The sequence below is a fragment of the Winogradskyella alexanderae genome, assembly GCF_020166335.1.
Classification (GTDB): Bacteria; Bacteroidota; Bacteroidia; order Flavobacteriales; family Flavobacteriaceae; genus Winogradskyella; species Winogradskyella alexanderae.
Window position 1 is genome coordinate 118,525 of sequence record NZ_JAIUJR010000002.1, and the last position, 20,857, is coordinate 139,381.

Below are 20,857 nucleotides of genomic sequence, written 5' to 3' on the forward strand. Positions count from 1 at the left end.
TTTTTTGATTGATTATTTATATATTGATTTGAAATGAAGCAATAGACTATTTTTCAATGATTAAGTTTTCCAAATATTTAAGTCCTGTGGCGATTAAGTTTTTTCTATTCTTTGCCTTTTCATTAAAAAAATCTAGCGTCTCTCTACTTAATTTTCGACCCTTTATAAACACATAGATTGGATTTTCAATAGTGGCTAAATTTGTAAGTGGGTTTTCATTTACTATTAATAAATTGGCAAGTTTTCCTTTTTCAATAGTACCCAATTGGTTCATCTTTGCATGTGTTTGAGAAGCATTTACGGTAGCTGTTTTCAAAACTTCGTAATTAGATAGACCAGCTTTTTTGTAAAATGCTAATTCTTTATGAATTGAAAAACCCGGAAGCGTAACACCAATACCGCCATCAGTTCCACAAACTATTGGCACACCTGCTTCGTGTAATTTTTTAACAATTATTAAATGAAAATCGTGCTGTTTTTTTATCCGATCAACAGTAGAAGGATCTTCTTGCTTAGCATTATACCAACGCTCAAATTGTCTTTTGCTATCGTCCATTTTAATGAGTGGATTCATATATTTCAATATTTCTGAATCTAAAATATTATCATTCATCATCATTTGATAGATATTATTAAAAACCGTAATTGTAGGACAATAACTCGTGTGATTTGACTGTGAAATAGAATCGATTATAGGTTGTAGTTTAAGAGTATCTAAATCAAACTGTAAAGGTTGCTGCACAATTTCTTCAACATGTTCAATGGATTTGATTTGAGTGTTTAAATGATATAAAAATGGTACTTTTTGAGAAGGATGAGCCACAATATCCATTTCAGAAATCTTGGCTTGTTTAATCACCGCATCAAAAATCGGTTTATTTAGTCCATAATAGGTTTTAATAAAATCATACCCTCTTTCTTTATATGAAATTACAGCTTCTTGTGACTCTTTAGGATTTGTTAGATTCAAATTATCATCACCAATAAATTCTGAGCCTGTTAATTTTGGTCCTGTTGTAAAAAACGATGGTGAGAAAATATTTTCTTCAAATACATCTTCTTTAATTCTTAAATGCATAGGCATACCCCAAAGATTTCTAACCGCAGTTACTCCATTAGATAGATAAAGTCCGAGTTCGTATCTATCCCAAACATGTACATGCATATCGATTAGACCCGGAGTAAGATATTTATGCTCTCCGTCAAAAATTTCAACATTATTGACCTCAATTGTATCTGCTATCTTTTCAATAATTCCGTCTTTTATATATACCATTTTATCAACTAACACTGTGTCTTGGTACATTGGAATCACATTAACATTCTTAATCAGATACGAATTGTCAGATGCTGATACATTCTTATTGATATCCAAATAATTTGTGCTTGATGCATCCACCCAAAGAATAATAATGCCTATGAGTAAAACAACTCCTATCAGCGCAACGATAAATTTTAAAAGTGATTTTAGTATTTTCATCTGTATTTATATAAATTCAATTCGTACCACTAGATCGTAATAATTACATTTCCTCTTTTATGCCCTAGCTCCACATATTTATGTGCTTCAGCCATTTTTTCTAAAGGATATATTCTATCGATAACTGGGATAATTTTCCTTTGTTCAACCAACCTTTTTAAATTAAAAAAAGCTTCTTTTGGTGTTAATGGTGTACCATGATCTATAGATATGTAATTGCCATTAGGAGTCAATGCTTTTTTACTCATTTCTTTTAGTTTCGATGATTTCGAATTACCAACTGCGTCGATTACATATTTATACCTTTCCAATTGTTTCTCTGCATTTTCTAAGGTGTAGTCAATCATCTTATCACTACCTAAAATCTTTACTAACTCGAAGTTTCTTGCACTGCAGACACTAGTAATATGAGCTCCCATAAGCTTCGCTAATTGAATGGCCATTGACCCTATACTTCCTGAAGCTCCATAGATTAAAACTTTATCCCCCTTATTTATACTCGTCTTTTTTAATAAATGAGAAGCAAGAAAACCTCCATAAGGGATTGCTGCAGCTTCTTCAAAACTAAGATTTGTTGGTTTTAACGCAAGATTCCAGTTTTCTGGTAAACAAATATATTCTGCATAAGAACCAAAACGAAGTTTGGTTGGTGAGATCGAACCATAGGCAAATACCTCATCCCCGACTTCAAACAATGTCACATTTTTACCCTTACGCACTACAATTCCAGAGGTTACCATACCTAAAATAGGATTTCTTGGGCGTCCAAAACCAAATATAAGTTGCAGTACAAATCTGGGGATCAGAGGTTCATTCATTTTACGAATTAAAACATCACTTGTAGTTACTGAAGTAGCCCATATTTTTATTAGCACTTCATTATTTTTTGGTGATGGTTTTTTCACATTACTTAGCACCAAGTTTTCTACATCGCCATATTTTAGACACTTTATTGCTTTCATCTTTTTATTTCTAAAGTAAAATTGATTGGATTGTTATAACTAAAAATTCGCATCTAATAATTGAAACTTATTTAGTTAGTACAATTATTTTCCAAAAATTGAAATAACACCATTAGGTAGTGTCTCTTTCCAATTTAAATAACTATGCCCACCTTTAAACTCTTCATATACAAAATCATAGCCTTTTGACTCTATTATAGACCTGAACTCTCTATTCATTCCTAACATTGAAGCTCCTTGATCATATAACCCAATATCTAGATAAAAACGAATTGGTAACTTTTTTGAATTTTTAAAAAACTGTATTAACTGTCCTTGTTTTGTAGGATACATCCAATGATTATTCTTATCATTATTAGTTATCCAAAAAGAACCTGATTGTGATATAACATTACCAATTATATCAGAATGCTGAGATGCTATAAAACTTGCAGCATAGCCTCCACGACTAGAACCTGCAACACAAATATCATTAGGTTTTAAGCCGATAGTAAAGCTCTCTCTGGCCCAGCTTACTAATTCTCTTGCAATAAAACTTCCAAAGCTAGCACTTATCAAATCCTTGTTTCTTTTTCCTAAACTCCATACCATCACTGCAATTGTAGGCTCAATCTTATTATTTGCAAGCAAGTTATCTAAAATTATAGGGGTCGGTACTTCTGCCCTTCTGTTTAAAATTGCTCCATACTCTTCACCATCGAATAGGATTAATAATTTATGCTCTTTGTTTGAATCATAGCTATTGGGTAAATAAACAGTAATTTTTCGGTCTTCATTTAAATAACTACTCGGTATGGTAAACTCATTTAAAACACCCTTTTTAACTTCACTATTTTCTATTGAATATGGATTTCTTATAACACCGGGCATTTGTACAAAATCATCATAGACATGCTCCATATCCCTATATGAATACTCTTCTTCTGGTCCCAATGCGTAAAGCTTGAATTCATTAAAACCATAATTAAATAATGCATCGTTTGGAACAACATGGGAGGTGAAAAATAATTTTGTGTTTCCCAACTGCTTAAATCGTAGACCCATAAAATCTGGACCTCCACTTTGCATTACATATTCTGCATCCTTTGATGGCACATAAAAATAAGTCACTCTTGACTCTATTGAATTTCCTTGTATAGGTTCAATAATGTGTTTGGTTTTGTGAGAGTTTAAGAACTCATCAATCACATTTTTTTCCTTTAGAGACTTAACCCATAAATTATATAGCGTTTTTGAAGGTATTTCTTTTTTTGCAATACGTTTTACATTTTCTTCTAATATCATTATTTCTTTAACCTCAAATAAGTATACCCCTCCAAAAGCCTCTTTATCAAAAGGATATACTTTAAAAAAATAATTGTCACTTCTTTTTGCTGAAAAGTCAATATGTTCTATATATCCAGCTCCATCTATTGATTTTAATAACTGATGATCTGAATCATATATATCAATAACAACATCTATTGAAAGCTGGTTAATATTTGCCAATATGGCTTCACCATTTTTTAAAAAAATTGAATAACTGTTTTCTTCATCCTTATCAATTTTCTTTTCTACTGAAAATTCACTGTTTAACGGTATGCTATCAGGAAATTCCGTTAATAATTTTTCATTGTTACAAGCCAATAACGTTAGAAACATTATTAGAGTTGAAAAAGTTTTTAATATAATTGATTTCATTATTGTTAAAGATTTACTGCAAATTTGAATCAATTTTGTAACTAAAAAGTTCGTATTTGGAAATTGGAACCAATTACATCGAAAATTAGTGTGGACTATAAGTTTTGTTTTACTGCTTTTCTCCAAAAATATAATCCGAAAATAAGCGTTACTATAGCAAACATAATTCCGTTTTCACCAAGCCAATGTTCACTTCCTTCAACTTTTATGGTTAGCGAAGGCATAATTTTTTGAATATACACGTTGCTTACGGCGTGAAAAATTACTGCTGGCCATAGGCTTTTAGATTTAAACGTGTAATATGTCATAATAAATGACATAGAAACAATTACGATAGTGAACGTTGTAAATTCTAATAGTACATTGTTACTATAGTAAACTAGCAATGGCCAATGCCAAAAAGACCAAATTAATCCACTAAAAATGGATACTCCTGTAAATGACAGCACTTTTCTCAACTCATAGATGAAAAATCCTCGCCATCCAATTTCTTCACCTAGGGTTGTTGCAGAGGCTCTTATAACTTCAACAGTGCCTAATAAACTAATGGCTATGATGGCTATTGACGTTGGATTTAAAGTTCCAATACCAAACAGACCCAGTTCTTTTCCCCATTCAGTTATGGCTTCTTCATTTGCTAGGTTTCCGAATCCAAAAATCCAGATTAATAAATAAGTGATTACACCATAAAAGGCAGGAATAAAATAAGACCATCGAATATATCTCCATTTACCCCAATTCCAGTTTAGTGATGAAATTTTACGTCCTTTTATTTTTAGGGTAATAAATGCAGCTATTGCTGGACACCACATGATAGCGCCAACATAAATTCTTGATGGATATAAATTGACTATTGCATAATGAAATGGTGACGTAAGAGCAATTACAAGACCCAGAAATAAGAGTATTGTTTTCCAGGTTTGTTTTTTATTTTCTATAGATTTTATCATGATGAGTAGTTTTATAATGGTGCTATTATATTTTCATATTCATTACTTCAGTGACTTCGCTAAGCGTTTCAATTGCTGTTTTTCTTGCCTTACTTATACCTTTATGCAAAATATCCCTAACATAGTCCTTGTTTTTTTCCAACTCTTTTCTTTTATCTCTTATGGGCTCAAAATATGTGTTTATAGCTTCAGCTGTTATTTGCTTAAGCTTACCTGATCCTTGGTCGCCAACTTCATCAGCAATATCAATTGGGTTTTTATCTGAACATAAGGAAGCTAATTTAAGTAAGTTGGAAACTTCTGGTCTGTTTACAGGGTCATAAGATATGCGGCGGTTTGAATCCGTCTTGGCAGATTTTATCAGTTTAACTGTTTCGTCAGCTGTCGCCTTAATCCTAATTGAATTGTTACGACTTTTACTCATTTTTTGAACACCATCTAATCCAAGAATAAGTGGTGAATTGGTAAAAAGAGCGACAGGCTCTGGAAAGATGTTACTATTAAATTTCTTATTAAATCGTTTTGCAATTTTACGGGTTAATTCTATATGAGGTAATTGATCTTTTCCAACAGGAACCACATTACTTTTACAAAACAAAATGTCAGCAGCTTGGTGAACTGGATAGATATACATTCCTGCATTAATAGTATTCATTCCTGAAGCAGTAATTTCTTCTTTAACCGTAGGGTTTTTGTTCAATTCTGAACTAGACACCAATGTTAGAAAAGGAATAGTGAGTTGATTTAGTTCAGGAATATGGCTGTGAGGAAAAATATGTGTTTTATAATTTCCTGGGTCTAAACCACAAGCTAAATAGTCTAGGGCTAATTCATATACATAATTCGAATTATCATTAAAAATATCCCTATCCGTTAAAACTTGATAATCAGCAATTAAAATATAAGTTTCAATTCCTAAACTTTGTAATTTTAAACGGTTGACAATCGAACCAAAATAGTGTCCAAGATGAAGATTACCTGTAGGTCTATCTCCAGTTAATACTCGGTATTTATTAGGATTCTGAGACAAATCATATTCCCACAATTTGCTTTGCTTTTTAGCAATTTCAAAACTTTTGTTTTTCATTTATAATATTTGTTTGCTTTTTCCTTAGCCAAAATAAATTCTTCAGATCTTTTTATCTGTTCTTCAAGATTCCATTCAAAATCAAATCTATTTTTAAGGAATATAGCAATTGAATCTAGCCCAATTGCAGTTCGCCTTTTATCTATATTTTCTGGTTCAAAAATTGGCCATAGGTTAAAACTTTTTGTTTCTGGATAGTATTTCATCTGTCCGCCATAAATCTGCAAATCACCTCGTTCGGTTGCAATTCTGTCTTCTGCTCTGACCAAAAAGCGTGGTTCTAATTTTTTATCATTTACAGCTTGTCTCATTAAGGGGAGATATTGTAATCGAACTTTGTTCTCTGAATGTTGAATAACGTTACATATTGTCCAATTTCCCTGTTCACCTATCATTTCCTTTGTTGGCCAACCATATTTTTCGAGAATAGTTTTTACTTTTTCTTCGTTAATTGCATGATTTTTATCAATAATTAAATTTTGTTCTTTCACCAAATCATGATTAACTCCATACAGCTCAATTAATGAGTCTCTCGATCTAATTGGGAGCTGTTCAGTTTTCCAGATGGTATCCAAAACGGCAATTAGGTTTTCTTGTTTCTCCACAGTTTTCTTTATTTCTTTTGACTTGTTATTATCAGAGCAACTTATTGCTATAAGTAAACAGAATAGTAATGTATGTTTCATTTTTTAAGGGATTATTATTTGATTTATTACCTTAGTTCTTTGTGAGCAAACGATATATGTGGTTTACGAATCATTGATGTTCCAATCAATGCAAACCAAACAATCTGACTAACTCCAAAAATTACTTTGAATACCTCGAAAGGTAAAATGGTTAGAATCCCTGCAAGTGCAACAATTAGGCCTAAAAGGTTCAATGGTTTTGAGAAAAACGAATATTTTAAAGGTGCTATACTTAAAAGTAATACCCAAATTGCTCCAACAATTTCATTTCCTCCACCAAGTCCTTCTGAAACAATAACAACACTTGTCCAGATTGCCATAGCCTTTTGCGGGTCCTCAATTCCAATTTCAATAACGGAACTGAGTCCAATATTTGTAATCATGCCACTGGCTAAAACTAAGCCAACCCAGATGATTCCAAAAACAGAGGCCAGTATCGAAAGATTGGGCAAATGATCCTTTATTTTTTGGTGCAATGAAACAACTAATACAGCAAGTAAAATTCCAAATAAGACATAGCTTATCAAGTTTAATATTGACAGAATCACATAGTTGTCGATTAAGAAATTTATTCTTTCAATTTCCGTTGCGTCTCCTTTCGGATAATCTAATATTCCACCATAAACTATAAATGCTATAATGTAGATTAATCCAAGTGAAACCGAACAGAATCCACCCAGCTTTTGCAATTTTTTTTTATTCATATATGTGAAGAGTTTTTTAATAGGAATAGTGAATAAGGGGAAAAATCACTATTCCTTTTAAATCTATAACCAGCTAAATCCTAATCCTATATTGAAGATTACTGCATCTCGGTGTGCATCCCCTTCTAAAGACGAACGACCAAGCACTAATTTAGACTGGACATTTAGCGCGAAATTTTTCTTTTTGTAAATCTCATATCCTGTACTAGCCATTACAGCACAACCAAAGTTCCAATCGTCATTTACATTGTCTTTAATATCGTATAGTGCTGGCGAATCTATTGCTAAACCTATTCCGGCATGAATCCACCATCGATCTTTTACCCAATATTGCACAGATGGGATAAAACCTCCAAAATTTCGGTCATTATCCTGAAATTCATATATGTTACCTGGTAAAGAGGCCGTAATAGCAAATCTGTCGTTTAACATATAGCCAAACTTTAGATCTGGAAAAACGAAGGTTCCTTGAGATTTGTCAAAGGTTTGAATACCTGCACTATCTTCTATACTTATAAGGCCACCACCTACTACAAATTCGAAGATAAATCCCTCTCTTTTTGTAATTGTATCTGAATTTGTGTTTTGTGCATAGGCTGTACTAGATACTAATGCAAAGGCCACACAAGCCAGTCTTAATAAAATTTGTTTTTTGATTGTTTTCATTTTAATTGATGTCATAATTGTTCGTTTTTTGATTGCTTTGATTAATGATTTCTATTTTTAATGTGTTGATTTACTGTTTTAAGGATTATTTTTAAGTGAAAAGATAATTTTTGCATCTACCCAAAAGATATCTGCTTTGTTACCACCATAAGATCTATGAAAGAAAAAATACTTTCCGTCTGGTGAGATGCTTCCGAAAGCATCTTCAAATTTTGTATTTATCTTATCACCTAAATTAATTGCAGGACCCCAAGAATTATCTTGTTGACGAAAGGAAATATACAAGTCGGAATCACCATATCCAATTTCTCTCTGATCATCCCATATGATGTAAGACTCATCTGGTGCAATAAAAGGATGCGCATTCCACAAACCAACATCAACGTTTAATGTTTTTGGTTCTTCAAATTTCCCATCAACTAAACGCGAATAGCGTAATGGGCCATCTTTACTTGCTTCATCAAAATAACAGGTTCCATTTGATGCAGCAGTAAGGCGCATAATCGGAAAATTATCAAAAGGAGCTCCAAGCCGTTTTACAGCAGACCAGCCTATGGAATCTTTTGTTCTATAGTTTCTTCCTAAATGCATGGTATTTCCATCTGGTGCAATGAATGGCTCGCCTGATTTTGGTGCAATATCCGATTCAACCCAGTTACCCTCTTTGAGCTCTACAACAACTAAAGCATTATTTGCATATTCACCTCCTCTTCTTCGGAAATAAAAGGCCTTTAAATCGGGTGAAAAAGCCGCTTCTGCTTCTCTGTATTCTGTTTTGATAATCTCTGGTGCAAATAGCACAGGTTCTAAACCTGGTGGTTTTTGACCGAGATAAATTTCCTCTAAACTTGCTTCCTTATCAACATTTAATTTATGTCCTTTATTAACACAGGCATTAATAGCTAATGCTAAAAAAAAGAGTAATGTGTAATGTGTTAATTTCATATTTTATTTTAAAGATTTTACTAAATAGGCCTTATTACTGGACTCCACTTTCGGCCAAATACAAACCTACCATGGTAAGTGTATCAAAAACTGCATGTGCAAAAACTACAGGAAATAGCTTACGTTTTGCCAACAAATAAAAAGAACCAAAAGAAAAGGCTATTAAACCTGTTATTACAATTCCCATGGTACCCTGGTAACTATGCATAAAACCAAAAATTACGGCTTGAGTTACTAAAGCAACTACCCAACTAGCTTTTCCATTTCCAATGACTTTTTGAATGTGATTTAATAAAAATCCACGAATTAATAATTCTTCGCCTAATCCTGCTCCAAACCAAATACCAATGATTATGTAAATTATAAGAACGATTGGTTTATCTATAAAAAACCGAAACTTATCTGCGGCATCTGCTGCTTTCTCCAAACCAAAGGCAGGCTTTAACACATAAAGCACAAGCATGGTTATCAGAAATATTGATGCAATAGCTAAAATACCTAGTCCTATTTGTTTTACCCATTGCTGGCGTCCTTTTGGTAAGACAGCACCTAGATCTTTCCAGCTTATGCTTCTTTTTTTAAGCAAAAACGTTGCTACACATATTGCTGACCAAATTCCTATTGTACCTGATGCTATGAGACCAAAATAGTCTGCAATGGCTTTAACACCTGCCATAATACCAAGAACGAGAAGTATTTCTAATATTAAATTTCCTTGTTTTTTGATTGATTGATTTGATTTCATTTTTTTTGATTGTTGATCGATTTTGTAATCTCAGAGATTACATTTCCGGTATGCAAGGTTGTTTTACTTTCGATTAATAGAATGGCACATTCATTTTTTGATGACACTTTATGATTTACACTTTTAGGCACCACAAACACATCTCCTTCTTGCATGATAAAAGGTTCTTGATGTTCTAATTCCATAACCAACGAACCTTCCAAAATATAGAACAACTCATCTTCATTTTCATGGGAATGCCAAGGGACTTTATCGCCGTTAATTTTGGCGATTTTCACATATTCATTGTTGACTTTGGCTATTATTTTTGGTGAATAATAGGAGTGTAATTTTTTAATTTGATTATTAATATTTACCATGTCAAATGCATTATTTGTCATCTTTTAATAATTTGTTTAAAGCTTTCCTCGAGCTTTCATTCCCTAATTCAACTGCCTTTGTATAACATTCTATGGCCTTTTCCTTTTGATTGTATTTTAAATAAGCCTCACCTAAAGAATCCCATAAATTACCATCTTTAGGAAATAATTTTACATTCAGTTTAAACAATGCTAATGCCCAACCTGGTTGATTCTCTTTTTTTAACTTGCTATACCCTAATCGATTTAAAGTGACTGGTTTTCTAAAATCTTTCTTTATTCCATTCTCTATAAAAACAGTTAACTTATCTACATTAGAAGGTGGATTAGTTCTAATAAATTCATGAATCAATTCGTAAATATTTCTGGGAATTGGAGACGCCTTATAATTCGCATCAAATATCATTTTACCAATTTCTCTTGCCACGTTTTCAGATTCTGGTCCTAAAAACTTATTTGTGATGTATATGACAACTACATCATCCTCTACAAATCTTACAAAATCTGCAAAGTATAATCCGTTGCTACCATTATGAGCAACGATTTTGGTGTCTCTATCACTTTTAGAAATGGCCCAACCATATCCATAATAGGATGTATTGTTATCATTTTCCGCTACAAAAGGGGTTTCTTGACTTTCTCTAATTTTTGATGTTAAAACGATATTATTTTTTAAAGCATTATGCCATTTATATAAATCTTCAGTGGTAGAATGAACATCCCCTTTACCTATACTATACCAATGATTATTATTATCTGGTAGATGTTGTTGAGTTGTTCCCCAATCTGCCCATTGTTCATCATCTCTATTGTAGTAATAACCATGTGCCAGTCGTTCGTTATCAAAATTAACACTTTTATAACCTGTACTTTTCATTTGAGCAGGCCCAAATAGATTTTTCTGTAGAAAAGTGTCGTAGGTTTGTTCTGAAACCATTTCTAGTATCACCGTTAACAGTATGTAGTTGGCATTTGCATATTGGTAGGATGTGCCAGGTTCAGCATGTAGTGTTGCCTCAAAAAACTCTTTTAAGAACTGTTTTTTGCTGGCTTCATGATATCTAAAACCACCTGTTTTACTGGAAATACCTGAAGTATGTGTCAATAGTTGATGAATTGTAATGTCCGTCTTATCAAGTGGAATTTGAGGAAAATATAAACTCAGTTTATCCGAAGTTTTCATTTTTCTTTGCTCTACCAATTTTAAGATAGCAGATGCTGTAAATTGTTTGGTTACTGAACCAATATTAAAAACGGTTTCAGGTGAGTTGGGAGTTTTATTTTTTCGATCTGCCCAACCGTATCCTTTGGATAAAAGAATTTCTCCATTTTTTGCTACTAAAACCACACCAGAAAATCCATTTATTTCACTTGCCTTCAGATAAGAATCAATTTTATTAACAAGTCCTTGGTTCTTGTTTTGAGATACAACACTAACCGTTGAAAGTGTAATACCTATAAAAAATAGTGTCGTAAATAATGATTTCATTTTATGATTGCTTTTTTGCTGTACCGTATTCTAAAGCTGCGCCAATGGCAATCCCTAAAACAAACCACAATTGTATATTTGAGGTTAGATACCCCACTACAGTTCCTAGTATAATTCCTATTCCTAATTTTACTCCCTTTCTGTATTTTTTAGTTTTCATTTTTTCCATTGTTTGTAATCTTAATTTGTTTTCAAAGTTAGCATTGCTTAAACTCTAAAACGTTCTAGATTATAAAACAGAACTAATTTTGTTAATCGGCAAACTGTACACGAATCAAGGGGCTGTTCACCAAGCTTATTAATGCTTTTACATTCATATGAAAGCTGCTGGCTGCTGTTTCAGTGAAGTTTTTGAGTTCCGTGAGTTTTTCTTTATTGTAATACACACCATTTAACAATACACCATGTATTTCCTTTGTGTTTCTAATATCCTCTAGTGGATTTTTATTTAATACTACTAGGTCTGCCTTTTTTCCTATTCCTATAAAGCCGTAATCCTCTTCTATATTGGAAAATTTTGCTGGTGTTATAGTTGCAGATTGTAAGGCCTCTAAATTAGAAAGTCCACTTCTTGTTAATTCGTATAATTCATCATGTAAACTAAAACCCGCAAACACATAAGAGTCTGTAACATCGGTTCCTGCCATAATGGGTACACCCATTTTATTGGCCATCGCTACTTGCTGTTTTGAAGCTTCAAAAAATTGTTCACTTACACTAATACCCTCACGTTCAATATTTTTCTCTTTGTTATAGTCTGTATCAAATTTCCACCATAACTTCTTCCTGACTGAAGTGACATACTTTAAATTTTCATTGTTTGTAAAATTCTCTATATGCGCATTGGCTTCAAATTTCAAAGTCTGTAAGGTTGGAGTCCAATAGGTGCTTTTTTGATGCATTAAATACATTAACTCTTTTGCTTGGACTGAATCAAACTGTTGAACAATCTTTGCTTTTGATTTCGAGAAATATGCTTTCCAATTTGTTGGATTTTTTAAGCTATCGGCTTCTGGGAAACACTCATACATAAATATGCGTCCATGTTCAAAACTTTTTTGTCCTAGATTAACCGCTTCTTCTAAGCTTAAAAACATCGGTTTATGCCCTGCCAAATGCAACCCATACTCTGGTGCTTTTTTAGCCAATACTTTGTAGGTGTCTTTTGGTAATTGTTGATATACCTTTATAAAATCAACCTGTTCATTTTTGTAAAACTGTAACAACGAATCTACCTGTGATGGATTTTGCAATTTGAAAAAGTTGGGAGACTCTTCAGGAATGGCTTTTTCGCCATCCATTTGATAACTGCTTTGCAATACATATCTGGGTGTAACTCTTTTGTTATTGCCTACATCTTTATTCCATTGCAAACGTTCTTTGCTACCTACCCAATAGCTGTCTTTTTTATTTAATTGACCAGACATATCTCTTACACCTGTAACGCCATTCGCAATATAGAGTGGATGATGCAACCACTCTGAATGTTGATTGGAATGCGTGTGCATGTCCCATAATCCAGGCATTAGGTATTTATCGGTGCCATCGATTATTAAATTATCATCAGAAGGTGTGATTTTTGTACTATCAATTTTTGTAATACGAGTATGTTCTATCAAAACAAACTGATGCTTCGCCACTGTTCCTGTTTTAACATCAATAATATTTACATTTTCAATGATTGTTTTACCAAAAGATTTTGGTGGTTGTAATTTGGAAATTGGCCACAAATATGCGCCAGTAATTGTGATAATTGCTAATAGAATTATTACAACTACAACTTTAATGAAGTATATTAACTTTTTTTTCAAGATTGTTTTTTATTAATACAGGGCAATACTGACTTTATACAAAGAAGTAAAAGTTCCTTTTTTTAACGGTTACTGAATCTATAATCATTTTGACCCTTTTACGACTTCAGTTAAAATATCTGCTACTAACTTAATGGTATAACCTTCATCGTTGTTTTGAAACAATACAATTCCTGTTTGTGTTTCTGGATGAAAATAGAGGTGTGTACGCACTCCAGGGTCTCTACCGCTATGGCCCCAAAACACATTGCCTTCATATTCTATACGCTTCCATCCTATTCCTTGGACATTGTTACCTTCTATCTGAGTGGTGAGCATTTTGATAATGGTCTTCTCATTTAGTATTCGTTTTCCCCTGTAGGAACCGTTCATGATGGCCATCATAAAGTGTGACAACTCGTTTAAAGTAGTCTTGAACAACCCATCAGGATAATTGTAAAAACTGTAATTACAGATCTGATAATACTTACCTACCTTTTTTTCCAGTAATTTGGAAGCCATGGCATCTTGTTTTATTTCTTCGGTTGCCATAACATAGGGTTTAATTCGATTAGCAGTACCCGTATTTTTAATAAACCAAGAGGACCGATGCATGCCCAATATTTCAGTGATATGTGTTTTTGTATAGGATTCAAGAGACTGCTGACTGACTTTCTCCACCACCAAGCCCAACAGCCCAAAAGCAACATTGGAATATTTATAATCAGTATTGGGTTCCCAAGTATGAAAGTTTTCTTCTTTACGATAATAGGCACCTGTTGGTCTAAAATAATTTTCAATCCAATATTCCAATTCTACTTTAGGGTCTCCACATTGATAACTCATGGCATAAGCCTTATTATCTTTAATAGAAGATGTATGCGTTAGCAATTGAAAAATTGTTATTGGTTTATCAGGAAAATTTGGGTTTCTCACTGAAAAATCCAAATAGCTATTAACATCTTTACTAAGATCTAAAAGTCCTTTTTCCGATAATTGTAAAACTGCCGTAGTCGTTATTGTTTTAGAAACAGAAGCAGTGTTCATAACAGCATCAGAATGCATGGGTAATTGCTTCTCTAAATCCAAATACCCATAATTGTGGGACCAATACAAGTTCTCCTCTTTAAATACCTTTATTGATAAGCCTGGCGTATCGTATTTTTTAAGATAATTGACAACCAAACTATCTAAAGGAGTATTAGTCTCGTTGGTGCCATCTTCTTGCTTAAAGCTTTGATTAATTAGACCTATGATACAGGTAAACAAAATTGCTGTAAGTTTAAATTTCATATAATGTCCTTCTGATTAATTTTTACAAATTTTGACTCAAATGTATTTTAAAACCTGATCGTAATCGTTCTACATTATAAATCGGAACATCTTAATTGATATGTCCTAAAACCCAACTTGAAATTTCTTTTAAGGCTATTGGTGAAAATGTCTGTTCAATTTTTCGATATTCATCCATCCTTCCAGTTTCACACTCTTGAAAAAAGTGGTTTAAGTTTTCTAATTCTATGATTTTATAATCTTGATTACCTCCTTTAATCAAAGCTTGTCGAATTCCATTTTGATTAATCTTAGCATTCACTTGTGTGTCTTTACTACCGTTTAAGGACAACACAGGGATTTGCAATTTCTCGATTTCATCAGCTGGGTTATACTGTAAAAAATAACGAGACCATGGTTTTATACTTGTGTTTACCTGACTGGTAATAAACGTATTGATATTCTTTTCTGGCACATTTAAATCACTTAAAATTGGTCTTAAAAAATCATTGTAGTGCGCTGTCAATTCTGCTTCAATTTCAGACTCACTTTTATTAGAGGTTACAATGGCTATGGCTTTTCTTGAATTTTCCTCATAGGCTTTTTCATCCTTTACAGGAAACTGGCGTAATGTTTTTGACTGGATTACCGATAATTCTGCTCCAGAAATTCCAGTAGAAGCTAATAACACGATAAAAGCAACATCGTTTGTGTTATTTGCAGCCAATGGTGCAATAATTCCACCTTCACTATGCCCAATTAAACCAATATTTTTGACATCGACATCTTTTCTTGTTTTTAAATAAGTGATAGCACTCAAAACATCTTTAGAAAAATCTTCTGTGGTGGCACTACCAAAATCTCCTGTAGATTCCCCTTGCCCACGATCATCAAAACGCAACACACCAATGCCTTGCTTTGTAAGATAGTCTGCTAATACTAAAAAGGGTTTGTGCCCCATAAAACTTTCATCACGATCTTGAGGGCCACTTCCACTAATTAAGATAACTACTGGAAATGTGCCATTTTTATTGGGTAAGGTTAAGGTTCCTGCTAAGTTTATGTTTGCTTCCTTATTGGGAAATACAACTTCTTCTTCGTAGTACGGGTAAGGTTTTATAGGTTCTTGGGGTCTAGGTTGGTCTGCTATTTTTACAGCTCCTTTTTTTAAATTTAAAGCCATCTCAATACCACCTTCTTTGTAAGAACCTTCAAATTGTTGCAATTCACTATTAAAGGTTGCTATGTAAGACATCCCTAAATTTGAACCATCAATTGTTAACTTTCCGTTTGTAAAGGTTGTTACTGCTGGTTTCATACCAGAAATTCTAAAGGTAGGTACGTTCATTACAGATGAATACGTAGTCCCTTCTTTTTTGATATTAAATACAAATGTGATTTCCTTATCACCTCTTTTAGCTTTTCCGCTCCAATCACCAGATATATTTTGAGAAAATGCACTGGTTATTGAAAATATAATTAGTAATGTAATTGAAATAATTGTTTTCATTTTTGAATGTGTTTTTCCTGTCGAATACAATTCGACTATTAAAAATTAGTAATTTGATTGATGTTAAATCTTGTTGTGGTTATTCTTTTAGTTCCTTGAGAATATTGTGAGCTGAGTCTGTAGCCCTTCTATATTTTTTTAGTACCCATTGAGAGAAAACATATAAAATACCTATCCCTGACGGCACCAACCAGTTCAGTTTTTCTGTCATTGTAAAAACATCTATACCCTTCATTATTTTACCAAAGGAAATCACAGCAAGTATTAATACTATAAAGCTGGTATAAAAGCTTGTTTTTTGCAATTTCATAAACCTTGCTTTGTCTTTTGCATAATTAATTAACGACTCTTTATAAGTGCTCTTCGAAATATCTATAGCTTTTATTCTCTTTATTGATTTTAATGTAAGTATCGGTAATACTATACACGCAATCATTGTAAGTACTCCAGTAAGCTGTAAATACCAAACATCTAGTAAGTTAAAATTACTTATCAGGTAAATAACAGCTGCAAAACATATAAAAGCACTTAGAGTTTCTGGTACAGAAATGCTTCGCATTCTGTTTTCAAAACGTTCTTTTGTCAAGTCTAGAATTAACTCATCTGTTAATATTTTTTGTTGGTCTACTTTTTGACTCATATCTTCCCACAGGGATTTCATTTCTTCAAGTTCCATAATTTGGTTATTTCTTAATTTGAGATTTTAATTTTTGTTTAATTCTTCCTAAACGTGTCCCAATATTGGTTTTTGTAAATCCAGTAATTGCGGCTATTTCATCATAGTTTTTACCTTCTAAATGAAGTAATATGATTCCTTTTTCCACAATACTAAGTCTTTTTATATGCGCATATAAAATTGTAATTCGCTCTTCCATCACTGTATCGACTTGATCCATTTTGTTCAAAAGAAAATTGTCTATGGATACTTGTGTTCCCTTTCTCTTTTCTTTGTTTAAATTGCTGATAGCCGTATTTAGTGCAATACGATACATCCAAGTACTAAATTTTGAATTCTCTTTAAAAGAGGGGTAAGATTTCCAAAGTTGATACACGATTTCTTGGTACACATCTTTTTGATCTTCGGCACTATTGGTATAAAGCCTTGCAACTTTATATATAATGCCTTGGTTCTCTTTTATTTGTTCAATAAATTCCTCTTTTGTATGCATGTAAAGATTAATTACACTGTATTAGTGTTTTAAATATTCAAAAAATCACAAAAAAATATGTTTTTATTTTTAATAAAATATATACTTAATTGATAATCAATAAGTTATTATTAAATAAAAATATAATAAGAAAATTAATTTGGTGTTGATAATTCAATTTTATGAAGTAAAATTAATTGTAAACTTTAAAAGCAAAGTTCTATTTATATAATCAGAACTAACTCTTGCTTTTAAGGTAAGTATTCGGTGTTACGCCTTCCGTTTTTTTGAAAAAGGTATTGAATACAGTTTTAGAATTAAAGCCACTATCGTAAGCTACAGCTATAATGGTTAGGTCTGCAGAACGATCCAAATGCCACTAGTAATAGTGAGTTTTTGTTTATTAAAACCATTAATCTCGTTTTAAAGTTTTTAACCATTGAATAATTACTTGATTCGTTTCTTCCGGACACTCTTGCTGTATGTGATGCCCACAGTCTAAACTTGCCACGTCTAAATTTGGTGCAAAATCTTTTAATGTTGCTGATTGAGGAATTATATCTTTTTCTCCATAAATCATTAAAGTTGGCTGCTCAATTCTTGGTTTTATATTTGCCATAAGATGCCAATTTCTATCCAAATTTCTATACCAACTGATTGCGCCTGTAAACCCAGATTTCTTAAATGACTTTATAAAAACAGATAAATCTTCTATATTCATGATTGGTTCGCCTAAAGGGTTTTCTGCTTTTGCTAAATTCATCATTAACATACCAGGTTCTGGAGGTAAAAGTGGAACATTCTTTCGAAATAAATTTTGGAAAAAGTTTTCTACATTATTTTGCATTATCTCATCTGCAACACCAGGTTTTTTGTTGAAATGCACAAAATAAAAATCTTCACCAAAAAATGCTTCCATCATTTCTAACCATGGCTTGTCTCCGCGTTCTTGATAAGGCAATGCTAGATTAATTACTTTATTAACACGATTCGGGTGCAGCAAGGTAAGATGCCATATTACATTAGCTCCCCAATCATGACCTATAAACGTTGCATCTTTATAATTGTAATAATCCAATAAGGCCACCAAATCGTCCGTCAAATTTATGATATCATAAGCTGACACTTCTTTTGGATTTGATGAATTACCATAACCTCTCTGATTTGGTACTATCACATGATACCCTACTTCTGCCAATGCTTGAATTTGAAAACGCCAAGAAAATGCATGTTCAGGAAATCCGTGACATAATACAATTGGGTTACCTCTATTTTCAATACCTGCTTCAAAAACTTCTAAAACAATATTATTTATTGGGATCATTGTTGGTTCAGGAAAGTTTGTGATTTCTTTTTTTTTCATCTTACTTATTTATTTTTATTTCATATCGCAATTTCAATTTTCTTAAAATTTATTGCATTTAGAAATTTTTAAAGATTTTTAAGAATATTACGACTTTTAAAGAAGAAAATTAATTTGGTCATGTGTTATAGATTAACAACAACAATATTTCCTACCTTACCACCAGTTTCAATATATTGATGAGCGTATTTTAAATCCTCTAAATTATATGTTTTGTCAATATGAGTTTGCAGTTGATTCTGTTTAAAGAGACTTATTAAGTCCTTTAGCAAACTTTTTAATTCTTCTTTCTTTTTTATGCCAGTAGCTTCAAACTTAACTTTTTGGGGGTGCAATATCATTTGCCCTAATATTTGAATACTTAGTACAGGTGTCATAAAAATTCCATTATCATTTAAAATATTTTTAGAGCTATTATAAGAAAGCTTACCCACAGTATCGTAAACCACATCATATCTACTTTGTAGTTCGTTCAATTTTATTGTGGTATAATCTAACACCTCATCTGCACCTAATGCTATCACAAAATCGATATTTTTTGAACTACATATACCAGTAACCTTTGCACCCATTATTTTTGCTAACTGTACAGCAGCAGAACCTAAGCTACCAGAAGCTCCATTAATAAATACATGTTGACCTTCTTTAATTTTTGCATGTTCTTTTAGGAAATTATAAGAGGTTAAAAAACCGTCACATATTGGTGCAGCGTCACAATGAGAAATATTTTTTGGTTTTTTTTCTACAAGTTCATTTTCTCCAATACATAAATATTGGGAGTTACTTCCGTTTCCAAACAATTTTTCTCCGAAAACTTCATCACCTATTTTAAACCTTGTGATTTGTGAACCTATAGCCTCTACGATTCCTGAAAATCCCGTTCCTAAAACTGTGTTCTTAGGTTTGAATAATCCTAAAAATATTCTACCAAATTTAGGTATACCTTGTCGCATCATTGTATCTGCTCTTGTTACTGATGCGGCTTTGATTTTTACTAAAATCTCATTAGGTTTTGGTGATGGGATTTCAACATCAATTATTTGAATAACTTCTGGTGAACCGTATGTTGTATAAATTGCTTTTTTCATAATTGTTATTATTTAGGACAAAAATGGTAAACATATGTATTATAAAAGTTCTTCTTTATAAAGCCGAACGAAATGGATTACACAGTAGTTTGGGATTTGAGACACTTAAGATTTACTCCGTTAATTAAAAGCCAAATACCAAATACCAGCTCAAATAATGCACCTGGTGCCATCAATACCATTAATTGTTTTGAAATGACTGGAAATAGAATTTGTGAAGTGAAACCTATAAAAATTGTTGTATAGGTGAAAAGCCCCCAATAACTTAACCATTTAGGTACGTAAGAAGCTGATTGTAACAATTTAATAAATATGAATGCACCTATACTCATAAGAATGAGATGAAGATTAGATCCCATGCCATATACGTCAAAAAAAACAGAAGCTAATGAATGTAAAGTATCATTTGTAAACCGGTATTTTTCTTCCTTTCTTAAAATAATTAATGGCGCTGCATATAATAATAGCATTACGAAACCCATCACGACTTCTGCCACTCTAAATATAAATCCGAGAGTCGCTCTATTTTTATTAATAGACTTCGTTAGTATATACAGTGCAACAGCCATCCACATTACTAATGCGTACATTGTAATATCTAAAACTATGGACATTCTAAACTGAAATTCTGATGCTAATAGTGTTTCAGGTTTATGTAGACCTATTTTAACAAAGAAAATATTTATGAACCCAATTAAGGTTGTTGTTAAATAGGTAAAACCAACTATTTTAGTTTGTTTCTGTATTTCACTAATTTTAATATTTGTTGTGCTCATCTTTTTTGAGTTGTATATTCTAAACCTGCACCAATTGCAATTCCAATTGGTAGCCATAATGCTATATTAGAGGTTAAGACACCAACTAATACTCCTAAAATTACACCTACAGCTATCTTGACTCCTTTTGTACTTTTTTTTGTTTTCATTTTTTATT

General features: G+C 32.3%; 23 protein-coding genes. All 23 read right to left on the bottom strand.

Annotated elements, in window-relative coordinates:
- Positions 1 to 46: 46 nt before the first annotated feature.
- On the bottom strand, positions 47 to 1,480 hold the full coding sequence (locus LBU54_RS03960) for an amidohydrolase family protein (protein ID WP_224526200.1): 1,434 nt from the start codon (positions 1,478 to 1,480) through the stop codon (positions 47 to 49).
- A 29-nt stretch (positions 1,481 to 1,509) separates the two neighbouring features.
- Positions 1,510 to 2,442 carry an NAD(P)-dependent alcohol dehydrogenase gene (locus LBU54_RS03965; protein WP_224526203.1) on the bottom strand — a complete coding sequence of 311 codons (933 nt, stop codon included), beginning with the start codon at positions 2,440 to 2,442 and terminating at the stop codon, positions 1,510 to 1,512.
- 84 nt (positions 2,443 to 2,526) lie between these two features.
- Entirely contained in the window at positions 2,527 to 4,122 is a 1,596-nt protein-coding gene (locus LBU54_RS03970) for an alpha/beta hydrolase (protein WP_224526206.1), read from the bottom strand.
- 95 nt (positions 4,123 to 4,217) lie between these two features.
- Positions 4,218 to 5,072 (bottom strand): CPBP family intramembrane glutamic endopeptidase, encoded by an 855-nt coding sequence (locus LBU54_RS03975; protein ID WP_224526209.1) that lies wholly within the window; start codon positions 5,070 to 5,072, stop codon positions 4,218 to 4,220.
- A gap of 25 nt (positions 5,073 to 5,097) precedes the next feature.
- Positions 5,098 to 6,159 carry a tryptophan--tRNA ligase gene (gene trpS, locus LBU54_RS03980; RefSeq protein ID WP_224526211.1) on the bottom strand — a complete coding sequence of 354 codons (1,062 nt, stop codon included), beginning with the start codon at positions 6,157 to 6,159 and terminating at the stop codon, positions 5,098 to 5,100.
- Complete coding sequence (locus tag LBU54_RS03985; RefSeq protein WP_224526214.1) at positions 6,156 to 6,845, bottom strand: DUF6624 domain-containing protein; 690 nt, start codon at positions 6,843 to 6,845, stop codon at positions 6,156 to 6,158. Before LBU54_RS03985 ends, trpS begins: the two co-directional genes overlap by 4 nt.
- Positions 6,846 to 6,871: 26 nt before the next feature.
- A complete protein-coding gene (locus tag LBU54_RS03990; protein WP_224526217.1) occupies positions 6,872 to 7,549 on the bottom strand; it encodes a hypothetical protein in 678 nt (225 codons plus the stop codon).
- A 63-nt stretch (positions 7,550 to 7,612) separates the two neighbouring features.
- Positions 7,613 to 8,230 carry a hypothetical protein gene (locus LBU54_RS03995; RefSeq protein ID WP_224526219.1) on the bottom strand — a complete coding sequence of 206 codons (618 nt, stop codon included), beginning with the start codon at positions 8,228 to 8,230 and terminating at the stop codon, positions 7,613 to 7,615.
- Positions 8,231 to 8,293: 63 nt separating this feature from the next.
- Positions 8,294 to 9,160 (bottom strand): TolB-like translocation protein, encoded by an 867-nt coding sequence (locus LBU54_RS04000; RefSeq protein WP_224526222.1) that lies wholly within the window; start codon positions 9,158 to 9,160, stop codon positions 8,294 to 8,296.
- A 34-nt stretch (positions 9,161 to 9,194) separates the two neighbouring features.
- The gene (locus LBU54_RS04005) at positions 9,195 to 9,905 is read right to left on the bottom strand and encodes a CPBP family intramembrane glutamic endopeptidase (protein WP_224526223.1); all 711 of its coding nucleotides are present in this window, start codon (positions 9,903 to 9,905) and stop codon (positions 9,195 to 9,197) included.
- Positions 9,902 to 10,285: a cupin domain-containing protein gene (locus LBU54_RS04010; RefSeq protein WP_224526227.1), complete on the bottom strand. Its 384-nt coding sequence runs from the start codon at positions 10,283 to 10,285 to the stop codon at positions 9,902 to 9,904. Before LBU54_RS04010 ends, LBU54_RS04005 begins: the two co-directional genes overlap by 4 nt.
- The gene (locus LBU54_RS04015; RefSeq protein ID WP_224526230.1) at positions 10,275 to 11,753 is read right to left on the bottom strand and encodes a serine hydrolase; all 1,479 of its coding nucleotides are present in this window, start codon (positions 11,751 to 11,753) and stop codon (positions 10,275 to 10,277) included. Before LBU54_RS04015 ends, LBU54_RS04010 begins: the two co-directional genes overlap by 11 nt.
- A 1-nt stretch (position 11,754) precedes the next feature.
- A complete protein-coding gene (locus tag LBU54_RS04020; RefSeq protein ID WP_224526233.1) occupies positions 11,755 to 11,913 on the bottom strand; it encodes a hypothetical protein in 159 nt (52 codons plus the stop codon).
- Between the two features lie 91 nt (positions 11,914 to 12,004).
- Entirely contained in the window at positions 12,005 to 13,564 is a 1,560-nt protein-coding gene (locus tag LBU54_RS04025) for an amidohydrolase family protein (RefSeq protein ID WP_224526236.1), read from the bottom strand.
- A gap of 84 nt (positions 13,565 to 13,648) precedes the next feature.
- On the bottom strand, positions 13,649 to 14,836 hold the full coding sequence (locus tag LBU54_RS04030) for a serine hydrolase domain-containing protein (protein WP_224526239.1): 1,188 nt from the start codon (positions 14,834 to 14,836) through the stop codon (positions 13,649 to 13,651).
- Positions 14,837 to 14,927: 91 nt separating this feature from the next.
- Positions 14,928 to 16,325, bottom strand: coding sequence for an alpha/beta hydrolase family protein (locus tag LBU54_RS04035; RefSeq protein WP_224526241.1), 1,398 nt, complete (start codon positions 16,323 to 16,325; stop codon positions 14,928 to 14,930).
- Positions 16,326 to 16,404: 79 nt separating this feature from the next.
- Positions 16,405 to 17,001 (bottom strand): hypothetical protein, encoded by a 597-nt coding sequence (locus LBU54_RS04040; RefSeq protein WP_224526243.1) that lies wholly within the window; start codon positions 16,999 to 17,001, stop codon positions 16,405 to 16,407.
- 7 nt (positions 17,002 to 17,008) lie between these two features.
- On the bottom strand, positions 17,009 to 17,494 hold the full coding sequence (locus LBU54_RS04045) for an RNA polymerase sigma factor (protein ID WP_224526246.1): 486 nt from the start codon (positions 17,492 to 17,494) through the stop codon (positions 17,009 to 17,011).
- Positions 17,495 to 17,711: 217 nt separating this feature from the next.
- Positions 17,712 to 17,846 carry a helix-turn-helix domain-containing protein gene (locus LBU54_RS15440; protein ID WP_224526248.1) on the bottom strand — a complete coding sequence of 45 codons (135 nt, stop codon included), beginning with the start codon at positions 17,844 to 17,846 and terminating at the stop codon, positions 17,712 to 17,714.
- 39 nt (positions 17,847 to 17,885) lie between these two features.
- Positions 17,886 to 18,836 carry an alpha/beta fold hydrolase gene (locus tag LBU54_RS04055; protein WP_224526251.1) on the bottom strand — a complete coding sequence of 317 codons (951 nt, stop codon included), beginning with the start codon at positions 18,834 to 18,836 and terminating at the stop codon, positions 17,886 to 17,888.
- Between the two features lie 125 nt (positions 18,837 to 18,961).
- Positions 18,962 to 19,924, bottom strand: coding sequence for an NAD(P)-dependent alcohol dehydrogenase (locus LBU54_RS04060; protein ID WP_224526254.1), 963 nt, complete (start codon positions 19,922 to 19,924; stop codon positions 18,962 to 18,964).
- Between the two features lie 77 nt (positions 19,925 to 20,001).
- The gene (locus tag LBU54_RS04065; RefSeq protein WP_224526256.1) at positions 20,002 to 20,700 is read right to left on the bottom strand and encodes a DUF4386 domain-containing protein; all 699 of its coding nucleotides are present in this window, start codon (positions 20,698 to 20,700) and stop codon (positions 20,002 to 20,004) included.
- Positions 20,697 to 20,849 (bottom strand): hypothetical protein, encoded by a 153-nt coding sequence (locus LBU54_RS04070; RefSeq protein WP_224526258.1) that lies wholly within the window; start codon positions 20,847 to 20,849, stop codon positions 20,697 to 20,699. Before LBU54_RS04070 ends, LBU54_RS04065 begins: the two co-directional genes overlap by 4 nt.
- Positions 20,850 to 20,857 lie beyond the last annotated feature (8 nt).

Bases quoted from the DNA above. Each gene is read 5' to 3' on its own strand.
- LBU54_RS03960 (WP_224526200.1), bottom strand. From the start codon at position 1,480: ATGAAAATACTAAAATCACTTTTAAAATTTATCGTTGCGCTGATAGGA.
- LBU54_RS03965 (WP_224526203.1), bottom strand. From the start codon at position 2,442: ATGAAAGCAATAAAGTGTCTAAAATATGGCGATGTAGAAAACTTGGTG.
- LBU54_RS03970 (WP_224526206.1), bottom strand. From the start codon at position 4,122: ATGAAATCAATTATATTAAAAACTTTTTCAACTCTAATAATGTTTCTA.
- LBU54_RS03975 (WP_224526209.1), bottom strand. From the start codon at position 5,072: ATGATAAAATCTATAGAAAATAAAAAACAAACCTGGAAAACAATACTC.
- trpS (WP_224526211.1), bottom strand. From the start codon at position 6,159: ATGAAAAACAAAAGTTTTGAAATTGCTAAAAAGCAAAGCAAATTGTGG.
- LBU54_RS03985 (WP_224526214.1), bottom strand. From the start codon at position 6,845: ATGAAACATACATTACTATTCTGTTTACTTATAGCAATAAGTTGCTCT.
- LBU54_RS03990 (WP_224526217.1), bottom strand. From the start codon at position 7,549: ATGAATAAAAAAAAATTGCAAAAGCTGGGTGGATTCTGTTCGGTTTCA.
- LBU54_RS03995 (WP_224526219.1), bottom strand. From the start codon at position 8,230: ATGACATCAATTAAAATGAAAACAATCAAAAAACAAATTTTATTAAGA.
- LBU54_RS04000 (WP_224526222.1), bottom strand. From the start codon at position 9,160: ATGAAATTAACACATTACACATTACTCTTTTTTTTAGCATTAGCTATT.
- LBU54_RS04005 (WP_224526223.1), bottom strand. From the start codon at position 9,905: ATGAAATCAAATCAATCAATCAAAAAACAAGGAAATTTAATATTAGAA.
- LBU54_RS04010 (WP_224526227.1), bottom strand. From the start codon at position 10,285: ATGACAAATAATGCATTTGACATGGTAAATATTAATAATCAAATTAAA.
- LBU54_RS04015 (WP_224526230.1), bottom strand. From the start codon at position 11,753: ATGAAATCATTATTTACGACACTATTTTTTATAGGTATTACACTTTCA.
- LBU54_RS04020 (WP_224526233.1), bottom strand. From the start codon at position 11,913: ATGAAAACTAAAAAATACAGAAAGGGAGTAAAATTAGGAATAGGAATT.
- LBU54_RS04030 (WP_224526239.1), bottom strand. From the start codon at position 14,836: ATGAAATTTAAACTTACAGCAATTTTGTTTACCTGTATCATAGGTCTA.
- LBU54_RS04035 (WP_224526241.1), bottom strand. From the start codon at position 16,325: ATGAAAACAATTATTTCAATTACATTACTAATTATATTTTCAATAACC.
- LBU54_RS04040 (WP_224526243.1), bottom strand. From the start codon at position 17,001: ATGGAACTTGAAGAAATGAAATCCCTGTGGGAAGATATGAGTCAAAAA.
- LBU54_RS04045 (WP_224526246.1), bottom strand. From the start codon at position 17,494: ATGCATACAAAAGAGGAATTTATTGAACAAATAAAAGAGAACCAAGGC.
- LBU54_RS04055 (WP_224526251.1), bottom strand. From the start codon at position 18,836: ATGAAAAAAAAAGAAATCACAAACTTTCCTGAACCAACAATGATCCCA.
- LBU54_RS04060 (WP_224526254.1), bottom strand. From the start codon at position 19,924: ATGAAAAAAGCAATTTATACAACATACGGTTCACCAGAAGTTATTCAA.
- LBU54_RS04065 (WP_224526256.1), bottom strand. From the start codon at position 20,700: ATGAGCACAACAAATATTAAAATTAGTGAAATACAGAAACAAACTAAA.
- LBU54_RS04070 (WP_224526258.1), bottom strand. From the start codon at position 20,849: ATGAAAACAAAAAAAAGTACAAAAGGAGTCAAGATAGCTGTAGGTGTA.